The 16,317-nt window shown below is 55.4% G+C and carries 14 protein-coding genes; 5 read left to right on the top strand and 9 right to left on the bottom strand.

Translation table 11 applies throughout. The features are described 5' to 3' along the window. Positions 1–174 precede the first annotated feature (174 nt). From ubiG to yfaE, 4 genes are all read left to right on the top strand, one after another. Positions 175–900, top strand: a complete 726-nt coding sequence (ubiG, locus tag ACXKZD_RS06090) for a bifunctional 2-polyprenyl-6-hydroxyphenol methylase/3-demethylubiquinol 3-O-methyltransferase UbiG (protein WP_010671459.1) — start codon at positions 175–177, stop codon at positions 898–900. 526 nt (positions 901–1,426) lie between these two features. Continuing rightward, a complete protein-coding gene (nrdA, locus tag ACXKZD_RS06085; protein ID WP_010258098.1) occupies positions 1,427–3,712 on the top strand; it encodes a class 1a ribonucleoside-diphosphate reductase subunit alpha in 2,286 nt (761 codons plus the stop codon). A gap of 72 nt (positions 3,713–3,784) precedes the next feature. Continuing rightward, positions 3,785–4,915 carry a class Ia ribonucleoside-diphosphate reductase subunit beta gene (gene nrdB, locus ACXKZD_RS06080; RefSeq protein WP_010258096.1) on the top strand — a complete coding sequence of 377 codons (1,131 nt, stop codon included), beginning with the start codon at positions 3,785–3,787 and terminating at the stop codon, positions 4,913–4,915. A 2-nt stretch (positions 4,916–4,917) separates the two neighbouring features. Then, complete coding sequence (gene yfaE, locus ACXKZD_RS06075) at positions 4,918–5,178, top strand: class I ribonucleotide reductase maintenance protein YfaE (protein WP_010258095.1); 261 nt, start codon at positions 4,918–4,920, stop codon at positions 5,176–5,178. Between the two features lie 350 nt (positions 5,179–5,528). On the opposite strand, the gene ACXKZD_RS06070 is transcribed toward yfaE, so the two are convergent. After that, positions 5,529–6,725, bottom strand: coding sequence for a nicotinamide mononucleotide deamidase-related protein YfaY (locus tag ACXKZD_RS06070; RefSeq protein WP_124890143.1), 1,197 nt, complete (start codon positions 6,723–6,725; stop codon positions 5,529–5,531). A 239-nt stretch (positions 6,726–6,964) separates the two neighbouring features. Further along, a complete protein-coding gene (elaB, locus tag ACXKZD_RS06065) occupies positions 6,965–7,276 on the bottom strand; it encodes a stress response protein ElaB (RefSeq protein ID WP_010258091.1) in 312 nt (103 codons plus the stop codon). 335 nt (positions 7,277–7,611) lie between these two features. Here elaB and ACXKZD_RS06060 point away from each other — a divergent pair, with 335 nt between their 5' ends. After that, on the top strand, positions 7,612–9,270 hold the full coding sequence (locus ACXKZD_RS06060; RefSeq protein WP_022625071.1) for a glucan biosynthesis protein D: 1,659 nt from the start codon (positions 7,612–7,614) through the stop codon (positions 9,268–9,270). A gap of 33 nt (positions 9,271–9,303) precedes the next feature. On the opposite strand, the gene ACXKZD_RS06055 is transcribed toward ACXKZD_RS06060, so the two are convergent. From ACXKZD_RS06055 to nuoI, 7 genes are all read right to left on the bottom strand, one after another. Then, positions 9,304–9,762, bottom strand: coding sequence for a GNAT family N-acetyltransferase (locus tag ACXKZD_RS06055; RefSeq protein ID WP_010258085.1), 459 nt, complete (start codon positions 9,760–9,762; stop codon positions 9,304–9,306). A 124-nt stretch (positions 9,763–9,886) separates the two neighbouring features. Continuing rightward, the gene (gene nuoN, locus ACXKZD_RS06050; RefSeq protein ID WP_010258083.1) at positions 9,887–11,344 is read right to left on the bottom strand and encodes an NADH-quinone oxidoreductase subunit NuoN; all 1,458 of its coding nucleotides are present in this window, start codon (positions 11,342–11,344) and stop codon (positions 9,887–9,889) included. A 6-nt stretch (positions 11,345–11,350) separates the two neighbouring features. Then, the gene (nuoM, locus tag ACXKZD_RS06045) at positions 11,351–12,871 is read right to left on the bottom strand and encodes an NADH-quinone oxidoreductase subunit M (protein ID WP_010258081.1); all 1,521 of its coding nucleotides are present in this window, start codon (positions 12,869–12,871) and stop codon (positions 11,351–11,353) included. Positions 12,872–13,081: 210 nt separating this feature from the next. After that, complete coding sequence (nuoL, locus tag ACXKZD_RS06040; protein WP_010258078.1) at positions 13,082–14,917, bottom strand: NADH-quinone oxidoreductase subunit L; 1,836 nt, start codon at positions 14,915–14,917, stop codon at positions 13,082–13,084. Beyond that, positions 14,914–15,216 (bottom strand): NADH-quinone oxidoreductase subunit NuoK, encoded by a 303-nt coding sequence (gene nuoK / locus ACXKZD_RS06035; RefSeq protein ID WP_003854236.1) that lies wholly within the window; start codon positions 15,214–15,216, stop codon positions 14,914–14,916. Before nuoK ends, nuoL begins: the two co-directional genes overlap by 4 nt. After that, a complete protein-coding gene (gene nuoJ, locus ACXKZD_RS06030; RefSeq protein WP_010258075.1) occupies positions 15,213–15,764 on the bottom strand; it encodes an NADH-quinone oxidoreductase subunit J in 552 nt (183 codons plus the stop codon). Before nuoJ ends, nuoK begins: the two co-directional genes overlap by 4 nt. A 10-nt stretch (positions 15,765–15,774) precedes the next feature. Then, complete coding sequence (gene nuoI, locus ACXKZD_RS06025) at positions 15,775–16,317, bottom strand: NADH-quinone oxidoreductase subunit NuoI (RefSeq protein WP_003854239.1); 543 nt, start codon at positions 16,315–16,317, stop codon at positions 15,775–15,777.

Raw genomic sequence — 16,317 nt, 5'->3', positions numbered from 1 at the left:
GCCGCTATCCCTCTACTTAATCCCGGATTTTAAAGGTGCGAAAGTATATCACACTGCAATGCTCTGGTGAACGCTAACCACCGATTTCACCCGCTTTTCCTTGCGCCTGAAAGGTGTGCCATCTGCGGTTAAGCGTTTATACTGTGGGCACATTTTGTCAGGAGTTACGATTCAATGAATGCACAACCGCAGAATCATCAGCAGAACGTCGATGCGCAGGAAATTGCCAAGTTTGAGGCCGTTGCCTCGCGCTGGTGGGATCTGGAGGGTGAATTTAAACCGTTGCACCGCATTAACCCGCTGCGCCTGGGCTATATCGCGCAGCACAGCAACGGCTTATTCGGTAAAACCGTGCTCGACGTCGGATGCGGCGGCGGCATATTAGCCGAAAGTATGGCGCGCGAAGGCGCCGTGGTCACGGGTCTGGACATGGGCGCGGAACCGCTGGCCGTGGCGCGCCTGCATGCTCTGGAGAGCGGAGTGACGCTGGACTACGTGCAGCAGACCGTCGAAGAGCATGCGGAGCAGCACGCCGGAAAATATGATGTGGTGACCTGCATGGAGATGCTGGAGCACGTGCCGGATCCGCGCTCAGTCGTTCACGCCTGTGCGAAGCTGGTCAAACCCGGCGGCGAAGTCTTCTTCTCGACGCTGAACCGCAATCCAAAAGCCTGGCTGCTGGCGATATTTGGTGCGGAATATGTGTTGCGCATGCTGCCGCGCGGCACTCACGACGTGAAGAAATTTATCCGTCCTTCCGAACTGCTGGGCTGGGTCGATGAAACGGCCCTGCGTGAACGCCACATCATTGGCCTGCATTACAACCCGGTGACTAACCGATTCAAACTGGCTCCCGGCACTGACGTGAATTATATGGTGCACACCCACCGCGCCGTCTGAGTGACCCGCCCGCCTGAATCAGGGCGGGCATCTCCTCTTCTGCGCCCGTTCTCCCTGTGCCGGTCACAGCACTCACCGCGCCAGAGGCATTCTGATGTCTGCCAATAGGTTACATCAGCCCGGTTCCATCCTCTTCAGCGTTACCGCATCCGATTCTCTGCTGACCAGCAACCCGCTAGCGGCTTTTAGCCATTTTTCATCCCTTTTCCTGCTGAATCCTGAGGATTGAATAAGAAACACGCGCCCGATCATAATAAGAAAAAAAAGTGTGATCTGGTTGACATGATGCCAGGCCTTACAAGGCGTGGGCTAAGAAATTTCGCAAGAATTACAACCCCTCCAGCCATCATTTTTTGCTCTTGTTAAGCGGCCGTAAAATACTAAAATATGCCCCCATGTAGTTATGGCTTTTCCCATCACCCCCTAGATGTAGTGTTTATCCACACATTATTCACAATGAATAGGCTGTGTATAAACCGGGATTTCTTTTAATTTTTGGATACTCACGCAAAGGTAAAAACGCGACATGAACCAGAGTCTGCTCGTTACTAAACGCGATGGCCGCCAGGAGCGCATTGATCTCGACAAAATTCACCGTGTGCTGGACTGGGCAGCTGAAGGGCTGAACAACGTCTCAGTTTCACAGGTTGAGCTGCGCTCTCACATTCAGTTCTATGATGGCATCAGAACCTCTGACATTCATGAGACCATCATCAAGGCCGCAGCAGACCTCATCTCCCGCGATGCCCCTGACTATCAGTACCTGGCTGCCCGCCTGGCGATCTTCCACCTGCGCAAAAAAGCGTATGGTCAGTTTGAGCCGCCAAAGCTCTATGACCAGGTCGTTAAGATGGTCGACATGGGCAAATATGATCGTCACCTGCTGGAAGATTACAGCCAGGAAGAGTTTGCGCAGATGGACGAGTTCCTCGACCACTGGCGTGACATGAACTTCTCCTATGCCGCTGTGAAGCAGCTGGAAGGCAAATATCTGGTGCAGAACCGCGTTTCGGGTGAAATCTACGAAAGCGCGCAGTTCCTCTACATACTGGTCGCCGCCTGCCTCTTCTCCGGCTACCCGCGCGACACGCGTATGGATTACATCAAGCGTTTCTATGATGCGATCTCGACGTTTAAAATCTCCCTGCCGACGCCAATCATGTCTGGCGTACGCACCCCAACACGTCAGTTCAGCTCCTGTGTGCTGATCGAATGCGGCGACAGCCTGGACTCCATCAACGCCACCTCCAGCGCGATTGTGAAATATGTCTCTCAGCGTGCCGGCATCGGTATCAACGCCGGTCGTATCCGTGCGCTGGGCAGCCCGATTCGCGGCGGTGAAGCGTTCCATACCGGCTGTATCCCGTTCTACAAGCATTTCCAGACCGCGGTGAAGTCCTGTTCTCAGGGCGGCGTTCGTGGCGGCGCAGCCACCCTGTTCTACCCGATGTGGCATCTGGAAATCGAAAGCCTGCTGGTGCTGAAGAACAACCGTGGTGTTGAAGGCAACCGCGTGCGTCACATGGACTATGGTGTACAGCTCAACAAGCTGATGTATCAGCGCCTGCTGAAAGGCGAAGATATCACCCTGTTCAGCCCGTCTGACGTGCCTGGCCTGTATGACGCATTCTTCGCCAATCAGGATGAGTTTGAGCGCCTCTATACCAAATATGAGCAGGATCAGAGCATCCGTAAGCAGCGTGTTAAAGCGGTCGATCTCTTCTCACTGATGATGCAGGAACGCGCCTCTACCGGCCGTATCTACATTCAGAACGTCGATCACTGCAACACCCACAGCCCGTTTGACCCGAGCATTGCGCCGGTTCGCCAGTCTAACCTCTGCCTGGAAATCGCCCTGCCGACCAAACCGCTGGAAGATGTTAACGACGAAAACGGTGAGATTGCCCTGTGTACGCTCTCTGCGTTCAACCTCGGCGCCATCGAAAGCCTCGACGATCTGGAAGAGCTGGCTACCCTGGCCGTACGTGCGCTTGATGCGCTGCTCGACTATCAGGACTACCCGATTCCGGCTGCCCAGCGTGGCGCAATGGGTCGTCGTACCCTGGGTATCGGCGTCATTAACTACGCCTACTATCTGGCGAAGCATGGTGTGCGCTACTCCGATGGCAGCGCCAATGGCCTGACGCACAAGACCTTTGAAGCGATTCAGTATTACCTGCTGAAAGCCTCAAACGAGCTGGCGAAAGAGCAAGGTGCCTGCCCGTGGTTCAATGAAACCACCTATGCGCAGGGCATTCTGCCTATCGACACCTACAAGAAAGATCTGGACGCGATCAGCAACGAACCGCTGCATCTCGACTGGGAAAGCCTGCGTGAAGAGATTAAAACGCACGGCCTGCGCAACTCGACCCTGTCTGCGCTGATGCCGTCTGAAACCTCGTCGCAGATCTCCAATGCCACCAACGGTATTGAGCCTCCGCGCGGCCACATCAGCATCAAAGCGTCGAAAGATGGCATCCTGCGTCAGGTCGTGCCGGAGTATGAGCGTCTGAAAGATCAGTACGAACTGCTGTGGGAGATGCCGAACAACGACGGCTACCTGCAACTGGTGGGTCTGATGCAGAAATTCATCGACCAGGCGATTTCGTCCAACACCAACTACGATCCGTCGCGCTTCACCAACGGTAAAGTGCCGATGAAACAGCTGCTGAAAGATCTGCTGACGGCGTATAAGTTCGGCGTGAAAACGCTCTACTATCAAAACACCCGTGACGGTGCTGAAGATGCGCAGGATGACCTGGCACCTTCCATCCAGGATGATGGCTGCGAGAGCGGCGCCTGTAAGATCTAATGGTCAGGCGGGAGAATCTCCCGCCTCATTCATTTCACGAGGCCTGGCTTCGTCTACTTTTGGACAACTTTTATGGCTTACTCCACTTTCTCACAGAACAAAAATGATCAGCTGAAAGAGCCGATGTTTTTCGGTCAGTCCGTAAACGTGGCGCGCTTCGACCAGCAAAAATATGACATCTTTGAAAAGCTGATCGAAAAGCAGCTCTCCTTCTTCTGGCGTCCGGAAGAGGTCGACGTTTCACGCGATCGCATCGATTACCAGGCGCTGCCGGATCATGAAAAACATATCTTTATCAGCAACCTGAAGTATCAGACGCTGCTGGATTCGATTCAGGGCCGCAGCCCGAACGTCGCGCTGCTGCCGCTGATCTCGATTCCTGAACTGGAAACCTGGATTGAAACCTGGGCGTTCTCAGAGACGATTCACTCCCGTTCTTACACCCACATCATCCGTAACATTGTTAACGATCCGGCGGTAGTTTTTGACGATATCGTTACCAATGAGCAGATTCTGGCGCGTGCTCAGGATATCTCACGCTATTACGACGATCTGATTGAGATGACCAACTACTGGCATCAGCTGGGTGAAGGCACGCATCAGGTCAACGGCAAACCGGTTGTCGTCAGCCTGCGCGCCCTGAAGAAGCAGCTCTATATCTGCCTGATGAGCGTCAATGCGCTGGAAGCGATCCGTTTCTATGTCAGCTTCGCCTGTTCCTTCGCGTTCGCTGAGCGTGAGCTGATGGAAGGCAATGCCAAAATCATCAAGCTGATTGCCCGCGATGAAGCGCTGCACCTGACCGGCACCCAGCACATGCTGAATCTGCTGCGCAGCGGTGAAGACGATCCGGAGATGAAAGAGATTGCGGCAGAGTGCCGTGAAGAGTGCTTCGAGCTGTTTAAGAAAGCAGCGCTGCAGGAGAAAGAGTGGGCAGAATATCTGTTCAGCGGCGGCTCAATGATCGGCCTGAACAAAGATATTCTCTGCCAGTACATTGAGTACATCACCAATATCCGTATGCAGGCTGTTGGCCTTGATTTGCCGTTCCAGACGCGCTCAAACCCAATCCCATGGATTAACTCCTGGCTGGTCTCTGACAACGTTCAGGTTGCGCCACAGGAAGTGGAAGTGAGCTCCTATCTGGTGGGTCAGATCGATTCTGAAGTAGGCGCTAACGACTTCGACGACTTCCAGCTTTAATTATGAGCCGCGACGTTGTTATTCTGCGCAGTTCCGGCACCCGGCTGGAATGCACAGACGAGCATACCAATCTGCTGACGCTGCTGGAAGCCAACAATCTCTGCGTGGAGTTTCAGTGCCGCGAAGGTTATTGCGGCTCCTGCCGGATGCGGCTGCTGAAAGGCGAAGTGCATTACCCACAACGGCCGCTGGCTTTTGTGCAGCAAGATGAGATTCTGCCCTGCTGCTGCAAAGCCAAAGGCGAGATTGAGCTGGAGTTATAACTGAGGTGGCGTTTGTCAGATTGCTGCCCAAGTTAAATACGGGTAAACCTGACAGCAATTGATCAGCCAGAAGCGCAGGGAACACGGTCAGAATAGGAAAGCGTCCCGCCGCCCGGATAAAAACGCCGGGAGCGTTTTTGAACAACGCAAAGCGTTGGCCCGGCTACGGGCGCACCTCAGGGATGAGGTGCGTAATCGCGCGGGCCGAGCAGTCAGGGATGACGCTTTTGCGTCTTTCCGATCTGACCGTGTTCCCTTCGCAGGCTCGATCTAAAAGCCACCAAGGCTAAGTTGGTCAGTATTCTGAAACGAAACGGGCGCCTCAGGCGCCCGTTTTATTTTCACTGATATTACTGTCTGACAGTTTCGACCACATCAATCCAGCCGTGACCGGTGCTCACTTCGCTGCCGTGTAACCAGCGGCGCAGCATGTTCATCGCCATCATTGCCACCACCTTCTGCCGCGTCTCCAGATTATGGCGACCGGTACTGAACTTTACGCGCTGACCAAAGCTGCCATCCGGCGTATGCAGCGCCACCGAAATCTCTTCCTGCTCCAGGCTGCCAACAGAGAGCGCCAGCGCGGCCTGCTGCTGTGCAGCAAGTTCGCGGGTGCGGATCACCTGCTGCTCCAGCGTCTCCTGCCCGGATGGCAGGATGTCAGCGCCACGCAGCGGCACGCTGGCGCCAGCCAACTGCCAGTAGAGCAGTCCGGCGGTGTATTGCTCACTGATTGCCAGCTGCTCACCGCGCTGCTCCAGCTCACGTGCCAGCAGCGCCGGTAAGCCTTCGGTGCCTTCGAAAATGGTGCACTCCGCCAGTTGCAGGCGCACCTGCTGCCACACCTGCTCCATCGCTACCCGCTGACTGGCCGGGCCGGTGAGCTTGATCTCAATGATCGGCATGGACGAGCGATATCCCATGACCACGCCTTCCGGCAGCGCCAGCGGCTCCAGTTCGGCGGCAATATCGCTTTCACCGCGACCAAAGGTGGTCAGCCGCAGACAAATCGGTGGCTCGGGCGGCGAAAATTTCGCTTTCAGACGGGGGATGATCTGCTGCTCCACCATCACTTTAAATTCAGACGGCACACCAGGCGTGAAGAACATCCAGCAGCGATTGAGTTGCAGGGCAAAGCCACAGGCGGTACCGACCGGATTATCAATCAGCTCCGCATTGGCCGGGATTTCCGCCTGCTTGCGATTGCTGGCCGCCATCACGCGTCCCCGGCTGGCGAACCAGGCTTCCATCTGTTCCAGCCACTCCTGCTGCACCTCAAGCTCAACGCCACAGGCTCTGGCGGCTGCCAGCGCACTGAGATCGTCACTGGTCGGCCCCAGACCGCCATTCACAATCAGCACATCTGCCTCATGGCTGCGCGCCTGTAGCGTGGCGATTAGCGATTCGAGTGAATCTCCTACCGTGGTACGGCTGGTCATAGGCAACCCTTGCTGGAACAACATATCCGCCAGCCAGGCTGCGTTGGTATCGACGATTTGGCCATGCAGCACCTCATCCCCGGTCGACAGCATCTCTACTCTAATCACGTTGAGTTCTCCTTTTCACGTTTGCTTTACTGTACGAACTCCTCCCGCCAGACACAATCGGCATCACCAGGGATTGTGACCATTGCGTCTCAGGCACGTTGCACATAAAGATAGCGAGGGTGAAGCAGGATAAAGGGAGGTGAAGGTGTTCAGGGAGTTAAAAACCAATAAAAACGGCGGGATTGCCCCGCCGCTTTTTTATTACTGTTGTCTGCTACAACTGAGTCAGCAAGTCGCGATTAACGACGCGCCAGCAGCAGACCAAGTACCAGACCGGCTGTTGCGCCGATACCGACACCCTGCCACGGTTTTTCGTGCACGTAGTCGTCTGCACGGTAAGCCGCTTGTTTAGCGCGATAGTAGTAGCTATCGGACGCCTGGCTGACACGGGATTTCACATCGTTCAGCGCCTGTTCGGCTTTGCTTTTAAGCTCAATGTACTTCTGATCGGCCGGATCACCTGATGCCTTAAGAACTTCTTCCAGCGTTTCAGTCAGTAACGCAATATCGTCATCGAGGCCCGTTTCGAATTGATTTGTCTGATTTACCATCGTTTCCTCCGTGTGAATTGCAAAGCAGTTCATTAACTATAGTCATAATCTGGCGCTCTGCTGATTTCCTGCTCCAGGAATCACCTGATTTTTCATCTGTTAATCTTGCTCAGTGCAGGCTGTGCGCCGTTTCGCTACGCAAAGAAGTGTAAGACGCAGCGGCAACCGCGGAATTTCGCTTCGCTTCTTTGATTAATCTGATAAATTTTGTCGTGACTGAATTTTCCAGTAACCCTACTGTCGTACCCCTCTGTTGCCTGTGATTATCGGGCCATGAAAGTGCATTTTGCACGACAGTCACGACACCCTCGAACAGCTAAGGAATAATCTCTGGCATGAATCGAAGAATGTTTATGAAAGCGTCAATGGCCTTCTCCGCCGTCAGCGGCATGACCGGCCTGTCAACGCTGTTTGCGCAATCCGCATGGGCAGAAGATGGCATTGCTGACGGAACCGCCGTACGCTTCGATTTCGACGTATTGAAGAAAAACGCGGCTGCGCTGGCGAAAAAACCCTGGGGCGGAGCACCGGGCGCGCTGCCGGAGACGCTGGCCACACTGACCCCGCAGGCGTACAACGAAATTCAGTATGACGCCAACCACTCACTCTGGAACAACCTGCCCGATCGTCAACTGGACGTTCAGTTCTTCCATGTCGGTATGGGCTTCAAGCGGCGCATCCGCATGTTCTCTGTTGACGGTGAGAGTCGCGAAGCACGCGAAATTCACTTCCGTCCCGAATTGTTCAACTACAACGACGCCAGGGTCGATACGAAGCAACTGGAGGGCAAAACTGACCTCGGCTTCGCCGGGTTCCGCGCCTTTAAAAAACCGGAACTGGCCCGTCGCGACATCGTCTCCTTCCTTGGCGCAAGCTACTTCCGTGCCGTTGACGATACTTTCCAGTACGGCCTCTCGGCGCGTGGCGTAGCGATCAACACCTTCAGCAATGGCCAGGAAGAGTTTCCCGATTTCACCGCCTTCTGGTTTGAAACGCCAAAAGCGGAAGATACCACCTTTACCTGCTACGCCCTGCTGGATGGTGCCAGCGTCACCGGTGCTTATAAATTCATCATCCATTGCGAAGAGAAACGCGTGGTGATGGAGGTGGAAAACCACCTGTTTGCCCGTAAAGAGATCCGTCAGATTGGCATCTCGCCAATGACCAGTATGTTCAGCTGCGGCACCAACGAACGCCGTATGTGTAACACTTACCATCCGCAGATCCATGACTCCGATCGTCTGGCGATGTGGACCGGTAAAGGCGAATGGATTGCCCGCCCGCTGAATAATCCTCAGCGTCTGCAGTTCAACGCCTATGAAGATGAGAATCCGCGTGGGTTTGGCCTGCTGCAGCTTAATCACGACTTCAAAGATTATCAGGATGTGATTGGCTGGTATGACAAACGTCCCAGCCTGTGGGTTGAGCCGGTCGGTAAGTGGGGCAAAGGCGCGATCAACCTGATGGAGATCCCGACCACGGGTGAAACGCTGGATAACGTGGTCTGCTTCTGGCAACCGGCTGAGCCGGTCAAAGCGGGCAGCGAGCTGAACTTCTCCTACAAGCTTTACTGGAGTGGTCTGCCGCCGGTGCGTAGCGGTCTGGCGCGCGTGGATGCAACCCGTACCGGTATCGGTGGTTTCCCGGAAGGCTGGGCGCCAGGCGAACACTTCCCGGAAACCTGGTGCCGCCGCTTCGCCATCGATTTTATTGGTGGCGATCTGCAGGCTGCTGCGCCGAAAGGGATTGAGCCGGTGATTACCGTTTCATCCGGCAGCGTGAAGCAGGTTGAGATTCTGTATGTCGATCCGCTTAAGGGCTATCGCATCCTGTTTGACTGGTATCCGAACAGCGATTCCACCGAGCCGGTAGAGATGCGTCTGTTCCTGCGCAGCAAAGATGAGACGCTGAGTGAAACCTGGCTCTATCAATATTTCCCGCCTGCGCCGGATCAGCGTAAATATGTCGACGACCGCCAGATGACGGTGGGTTGATGTAAAAAAGGCGAGGCTCAGGCCTCGCCTTTTTTATGGCGCGTTCTTCAGCATATCAACGTGAGGGATCCCATCTTCCAGGTAGTTCTCCCCCACCGCGACAAAGCCATGCTGCCCATAGAAACTTTCCAGATGCGCCTGCGCGGAGAGAAACAGATCGCGGCCCGGCCAGTGCTGCTGACAACTGTTGATTGCCTGCTCCATCAGACGATTCCCCAGCCGCGCACCACGAACCCGATCTGAAACAATCACCCGTCCGATTTTCACCGGGCTGGTCTCATCCTCCGGGGAGAGCAGTCGCGCATAGGCCACCAGCTGGTCATCCGCCATTCCCAGCAGATGCCGGTTTTCCGCCTGCAAATCTTTGCCATCCACATCAAGGTAAGCGCACTGCTGTTCCACCACAAACACGGCACTGCGCAACGCCAGCAGTGCATAGAGCTGTGAGGGGGTCAGTTCGCTATGGTGTTTATCCTGCCAGTTAATGTCCATGGTATCTCCTTTAAACCACACACTCTACATCAGCGCGGTGTCGCCAGCACCTGCTGGAGACACTCTCTTACAGGCAAAAAAAAATCAGGCCCGGAGGCCTGATTCGTCAGTCGCAGCAACGCGCTTACATCAGCGGCTGAGCCATCTGCACCAGTCTGATCAGCGGCTGCGGGTAAACCCCTAACAGCAGCACCAGAATGGCAGAGATCAGTACCACCACACCACCGGCCGTAAATGCCCAGTTAGCCGGGGTATCACGGGTATGCAGTTCCGGCGGGCTGAGGTAGAGACTCACCGTCACGCGCAGATAGTAGTAGAGGCCAATCGCACTACCCGCGACTACAGCACCGGTGAGCCACCACAGGTGCGCACTGACGCCTGAAGCGATAACATAAAATTTACCGATAAAGCCCAGCGTCATCGGGATACCCGCCAGTGACAGCATCATCACCGTCATCACCGCTGACAGAATAGGACGATGCCAGAACAGACCGCGGTAGGAGTAGAGCGAGTCAGCATCCGGGCCACGATACGGGCTGGACATCAGACTCACCACACCAAAGGCACCCAGGCTGCTAAACAGATAACCGGCCAGGTAAACGCCCGACGTTTCCAGCGACAGCTGATGATCTTTCACCGCAATCAGCGCCACCAGCAGATAACCGAGGTGGGCGATAGAGGAGTAACCCAGCAGACGCTTGATGTTGCTCTGCGAAATCGCCATCAGGTTACCGAACAGAATCGACACGAAGGCGATCATGGCCAGCACTGTGCGCACCGCTTCGCTGTCGGTCACCGGCGCATACATAAACAGACGCATGATGACACCGAAGATAGCAATCTTGCTGGCGGTGGCCAGGAAGGTTGAAACCGGCGCAGGCGCACCCTGATAAACATCGGGGGTCCAGAGGTGGAACGGAACCAGTGAGAGCTTAAAGCCCAGACCGATAATCATCATACCCAGACCCACCAGCAGCAACGGCTCGTGGATCATGCTGTCAGTCAGGCTCTGGCCCAGCGCCACAAAGCTCAGGTTACCGGAGTCGGCGTAGATCAGCGCAATACCAAACAGCAGGAACGACGAGGCCGCCGCCGAAAGAATGGTGTACTTCAGCGCGGCTTCCAGTGAACGTTTCTGGCGGAAGGCGTAACCAATCAGACCAAACAGCGGCAGCGAAAGCAGCTCAATGCCGATGAACAGCGAAGCCAGATGGTTAGCACTGGCCAGCACGATGCCACCAAGTGCCGCAATCAGCACCAGCAGGTAGAACTCATCTTTGTTGTCCGGGAAGCCTGCCAGCCATGGATAGGCAAAGGTACAGGTCGCCAGACTCGCCAGCATGACCAGCGCGGTATAGAACATCGAATAGCCATCGACGCGCAGCAGCGGCGTGACATCCATCGCTCCGACCTGACCGACAAAGTACAGCGAGAGCAGCGCCAGGTTCAGGCCAACTACCGTTAGCGTGGCGTTAACGAAGTGGTTGCGTCGCCAGGCAATGGACAGCATCACAACCACCACCGTCAATCCGACGATTAACAGCGGTAGCAACGCAATCAATTGGTGAGGAGTTATTGTCATGGCGAATTACGGCCTTGTAGTTGAAATTGAAGCGGTAAACCACTGCTGAATATTGCTCATGGCAGCGTGCGAAGTATCCAGAATCGGCTGTGGATAGACGCCCAGCAGCACCAGCAGCACCACCAGAACACCGATGGTCATAAACTCACGCGGTGACATGCCTGGCAGCGGATCTTTCGATTTCGCTTCGCCGTAATAAGCGCGCTGCATCATCACCAGCGAGTAAATCGAGGCAAACACCAGACCAAAGGTCGCGATGATGATAATCATCGGCACCACCTGGAAGCTGCCGGTCAGAATCATAAATTCGCCGACGAAGTTACCGGTGCCTGGCATACCGAGGTTGGCAACAGCAAAGAACAGCGACAGACCCGGAATCCATTTGATGCGCGACCACAGGCCACCCATCTGACGCATATCACGAGTATGCAGACGCTCATACAGCTGACCACACAGAATGAAGAGTGCTGCAGCGGAGAGACCGTGCGCAATCATCTGAATCACCGCGCCCTGCAGCGCCAGCTGGCTGCCGGTGTAGATGGCAATCAGCACAAAGCCCATGTGCGAAATCGAGGTGTAAGCAATCAGACGTTTGATATCAGTCTGCGAGAAGGCCATCCAGGCACCGTAGAAGATACCGATGATGCCTAACCACATGGCGATTGGCGCAAACTCGGCTGACGCATTCGGGAACAGTGGCAGACTGAAACGCAGTAAACCGTAAGCTGCGGTTTTCAGCAGGATACCCGCCAGGTCGACAGAACCAGCCGTTGGCGCCTGGCTGTGCGCATCCGGCAGCCAGCCGTGCAACGGTACCACCGGCATCTTCACCGCAAAGGCGATAAAGAAGCCCAGCATCAGCAGATATTCAACACCGCTCGACATTGGGGTCTGCAGCAGCTGTTCGTAGTTGAATGTCCAGACGCCAGTCGCGTTGTAGTGGACAAACACCAGGCCCAGAATCGCAATCAGCATCACCAGACCTGAAGCCTGGGTGTAGATGAAGAATTTGGTCGCGGCGGAAATACGGGTTTTGCCGTCCGATGCTTTATGACCCCAGAGCGCGATGAGGAAGTACATCGGCACCAGCATCATTTCCCAGAAGAAGAAGAACAGGAACAGGTCGATGGAGAGGAAAACACCGATTACGCCGCCCAGGATCCACATCAGGTTCAGGTGGAAGAAGCCCTGATACTTTGAAATCTCATTCCAGGAACAGAGCACCGCCATCAGACCGAGCAGGCCGGTCAGCACCACCATCAGCAGCGACAGGCCATCAATGGCTAAATGGAAGCTGATGCCGAAGCGTGGGATCCACGGAACGGAGAAACTTGACTGCCACTGCGGAATGCCCGCTGCCTGCGTCAGTGAATAGCCTCCCTGCAACCAGAGTTGCAGTGAAAGCGCCAACGTCAGCCCCATAGTGATCAGTGCGATCCAGCGTGGCACCTTCGCGCCGAGGCGCTCAGTGAGCCAGCAGATCAGACCACCGACGAAGGGTATGATAATTAGCCAAGGTAATAACACGGCACACTTCCCTTTTCTTTGTCTTAGTTCGGGCTATCTTACTTGCCATTTTGGCTCCCGGCAGTGCTCGCAATCCTCACATACCTCGGTATGCTCCGGTTGCTGTGCGCTGGCGGTAACCAAACTAGCCGCGACGATAACGCCCTTGCTCAGGACAATTTTTGACATTCTCAATGGGCAGATTAGCTAACCTGCCCCGCTCATCAATCTTTAAATCACCAGCAGCAGAGCCAGCACCAGCACGGCGCCCACGCTCATTGACGCAACGTACCAGCGCAGGTAGCCATTCTCACTGACTACCAGGCCTTTGTTGGCAATACGTGACAGCAGCGCAGGCAGGTTCATCAGGCCATTCAGTGGGTCGCGCTTCAGCAGCCACGCAATACCCAGATAAGGTTTGACGAACACTTTATCGTAGAGCCAGTCGAAGCCCCAGGCCGCAAACCACCAGGTGCCGAAGAAACGGCCTGGTGCACTGTTTGCGATACGGGTAACCAGCTCACGTTTGCCCAGCCACAGCGCGGCAGCGATCAGAATGCCGACAATCGCTACAACGCCCGAGGTGATTTCAAGTCCCACTTTGCCCGCTTCACCGAACTCATTGGCTGGCAGTACACCTGCCAGCGGCGGCGTGATCAGCGCACCAATAAAGGTGGAGAGCAGCAGCAGCACAATCAGCGGCAGATGATGGGTAATGCCCTTACCGGCGTGCGCATGAATTTTCTCTTCGCCGTGGAACACGATGAAGATCATACGGAAGGTATAGATAGAGGTCAGGAACGCCCCCACCAGACCCGCAACCATCAGGTTGATGTGACCGTTAGCCAGTGCGCCAAACAGGATCTCATCTTTACTGTAGAAGCCCGCCGTAATCAGCGGCAGTGCCGCCAGCGCCGCGCCGCCCACCAGGAAGCAGGTGTAGACCAGCGGAATGCTCTTACGCAGGCCACCCATTTTGAAAATGTTCTGCTCGTGATGGCAGGCCAGAATCACTGAACCCGAAGAGAGGAACAGCAACGCTTTAAAGAAGGCGTGCGTCATCAGATGGAAAATCGCCGCATCCCACGCCTGAACACCCAGCGCCAGGAACATGTAGCCAATCTGGCTCATGGTGGAGTAAGCGAGAACACGTTTGATGTCGGTCTGTACCAGCGCGGCAAAGCCTGCCAGCACCAGGGTTATCGCCCCGATAATCCCGACCAGATGCAGCACTTCCGGCGTCAGCAGGAAGAGACCGTGGCTACGGGCAATCAGGTAGACACCTGCTGTCACCATGGTCGCGGCGTGGATCAGTGCCGAAACCGGTGTCGGACCAGCCATCGCATCTGCCAGCCAGGTCTGTAACGGCAGCTGAGCCGATTTACCGACCGCGCCACCCAGCAGCATCAGCGTTGCCCACTGCAGCATATGGTTATCTGCGGCAAAGTGCGCAGGTGCCAGCTCCATCATCTCGCGGAAGTTCAGCGTGCCCAGCTCGTTGTAGAGGATGAACAGACCAAATGCCAGGAAGACGTCGCCCACGCGGGTAATGATGAACGCTTTCATCGCCGCTTTGCCGTTTTCCGGATTGCTGTAGTAGAAACCGATCAGCAGATAAGAGCAGAGGCCTACCCCTTCCCAGCCCAGATACATCAGCATCAGGTTATCGGCCAGCACCAGAACAACCATGCTGGCGATAAACAGGTTGGTGTAGGCGAAGAAGCGGGAGTAGCCCTCTTCTCCACGCATGTACCAGGAGGCGAACATGTGAATGAAGAAACCGACACCGGTCACGACAGACAGCATGGTCAGCGACAGGCCATCCAGCGTCAGGTTCACCTTCATGTCGAAGTTGCCGACATGCATCCAGGTCCAGAGCGCCTGCGTGTAGGCTTGCTGACCGTTGGCGAAGAAGTCAAAACCGACCATCGCCGTGGTCAGGGCCGCCAGACCCACGGATCCCATACCAATCGTGGCCGACAGGTTCTCTGACCAGCGACCGCGCGAAAACGCTAACAGCAGAAAGCCGATCAGCGGAAACAAGACAGTTAAATAGAGAAGATTCATCCGCGCATCTCGCTCACAGTATCAATGTTCAGCGTCTGACGACGACGATAGAGCTGAAGCAGCAGTGCCAGACCAATACTGGCTTCCGCTGCCGCCAGGCTGATCGCCAGGATATACATCACCTGTCCATCGGCCTGACCCCAATAGCTCCCGGCAACCACCAGGGCTAAGGCGGCGGCGTTGATCATGATTTCAAGGCCGATCAGCATAAACAGCAGATTGCGGCGTATTACCAGCGACGTCAGTCCAAGGACAAACAGCACGGCAGCAAGAATCAATCCATGTTGTAACGGGATCATGCGTTCTCCTTTTTCACCTGAGCGGCGTCAGCATTACGGTTACTCAGGACTTCGCCCTGACGCTCTTCACGACCGATATGGAACGCCACGACCAGACCCGCCAGCAGCAGCATTGAGGCCAGTTCAACCGCCAGTACGTAAGGACCAAACAGGCTGATGCCGACCGCTTTGGCGTCGATGATGGTGCCATCGATGCCCTGATCGTTGGCGGTCAGGATGGCGTAGACCATTACGACCAGCAGCAGCAACGAGACGATACCCGGGCCAATCCACAGTGACGGGCTGAGCCACTCACGCTCCTGCTTCTCGGTCTGCTTGCCTAAGTTCAGCATCATGACCACGAAGACGAACAACACCATAATGGCACCGGCGTAGACGATGATCTCCAGCGCACCGGCAAAATAGGCTCCCATAGAGAAGAAGACGCCCGCGATCGATAACAGCGAAACGATCAGGTACAGCAACGCATGTACCGGATTAGTGTGGGTAATGACGCGCAACGTCGTCAGCACCGCCACCAGTCCGCAAAGATAAAACGCAAATTCCATGCCTTGCTCCTTAAGGTAATAAGCCTTTGACGTCGATAGGCTTCGCTTCGTTTTCTGCTTCGCCCTTATCTTTACCGTCAATCGCCATACCTGCCATGCGGTAGAAGTTGTACTCCGGATATTTACCCGGCCCCGAAATCAGCAGATCGTCCTTCTCATACACCAGATCCTGACGCTTAAACTCACCCAGTTCGAAATCGGGGGTCAGCTGAATCGCCGTGGTTGGACAGGCTTCCTCACACATGCCGCAGAAGATGCAGCGTGAGAAGTTGATGCGGAAGAACTCCGGATACCAGCGGCCATCTTTGGTTTCGGCTTTCTGCAGCGAGATACAGCCAACCGGGCAGGCAACCGCACACAGGTTACAGGCGACGCAACGCTCCTGACCATCCGGATCGCGGGTTAATACGATACGGCCACGATAGCGGGGTGGCAGATAAACCGGCTCTTCCGGATACATCTGAGTTTCACGTTTGGCGAAGGCGTGCAGCCCGATCAGCCAGATACTGCGAACTGTCGTGCCAAAGCCTACGACAATATCTTTCAAAGTCAT

The organism is Pantoea sp. ABR1s, from assembly GCF_057812235.1.
The sequence above is the reverse complement of the archived record's forward strand: the minus strand, read 5'-3'. Positions and strand labels throughout refer to the sequence as shown.

Bases quoted from the DNA above. Each gene is read 5' to 3' on its own strand.
- ubiG (WP_010671459.1), top strand. From the start codon at position 175: ATGAATGCACAACCGCAGAATCATCAGCAGAACGTCGATGCGCAGGAA.
- nrdA (WP_010258098.1), top strand. From the start codon at position 1,427: ATGAACCAGAGTCTGCTCGTTACTAAACGCGATGGCCGCCAGGAGCGC.
- nrdB (WP_010258096.1), top strand. From the start codon at position 3,785: ATGGCTTACTCCACTTTCTCACAGAACAAAAATGATCAGCTGAAAGAG.
- yfaE (WP_010258095.1), top strand. From the start codon at position 4,918: ATGAGCCGCGACGTTGTTATTCTGCGCAGTTCCGGCACCCGGCTGGAA.
- elaB (WP_010258091.1), bottom strand. From the start codon at position 7,276: ATGGTAAATCAGACAAATCAATTCGAAACGGGCCTCGATGACGATATT.
- ACXKZD_RS06060 (WP_022625071.1), top strand. From the start codon at position 7,612: ATGAATCGAAGAATGTTTATGAAAGCGTCAATGGCCTTCTCCGCCGTC.
- ACXKZD_RS06055 (WP_010258085.1), bottom strand. From the start codon at position 9,762: ATGGACATTAACTGGCAGGATAAACACCATAGCGAACTGACCCCCTCA.
- nuoN (WP_010258083.1), bottom strand. From the start codon at position 11,344: ATGACAATAACTCCTCACCAATTGATTGCGTTGCTACCGCTGTTAATC.
- nuoL (WP_010258078.1), bottom strand. From the start codon at position 14,917: ATGAATCTTCTCTATTTAACTGTCTTGTTTCCGCTGATCGGCTTTCTG.
- nuoK (WP_003854236.1), bottom strand. From the start codon at position 15,216: ATGATCCCGTTACAACATGGATTGATTCTTGCTGCCGTGCTGTTTGTC.
- nuoJ (WP_010258075.1), bottom strand. From the start codon at position 15,764: ATGGAATTTGCGTTTTATCTTTGCGGACTGGTGGCGGTGCTGACGACG.
- nuoI (WP_003854239.1), bottom strand. From the start codon at position 16,317: ATGACTTTGAAAGATATTGTCGTAGGCTTTGGCACGACAGTTCGCAGT.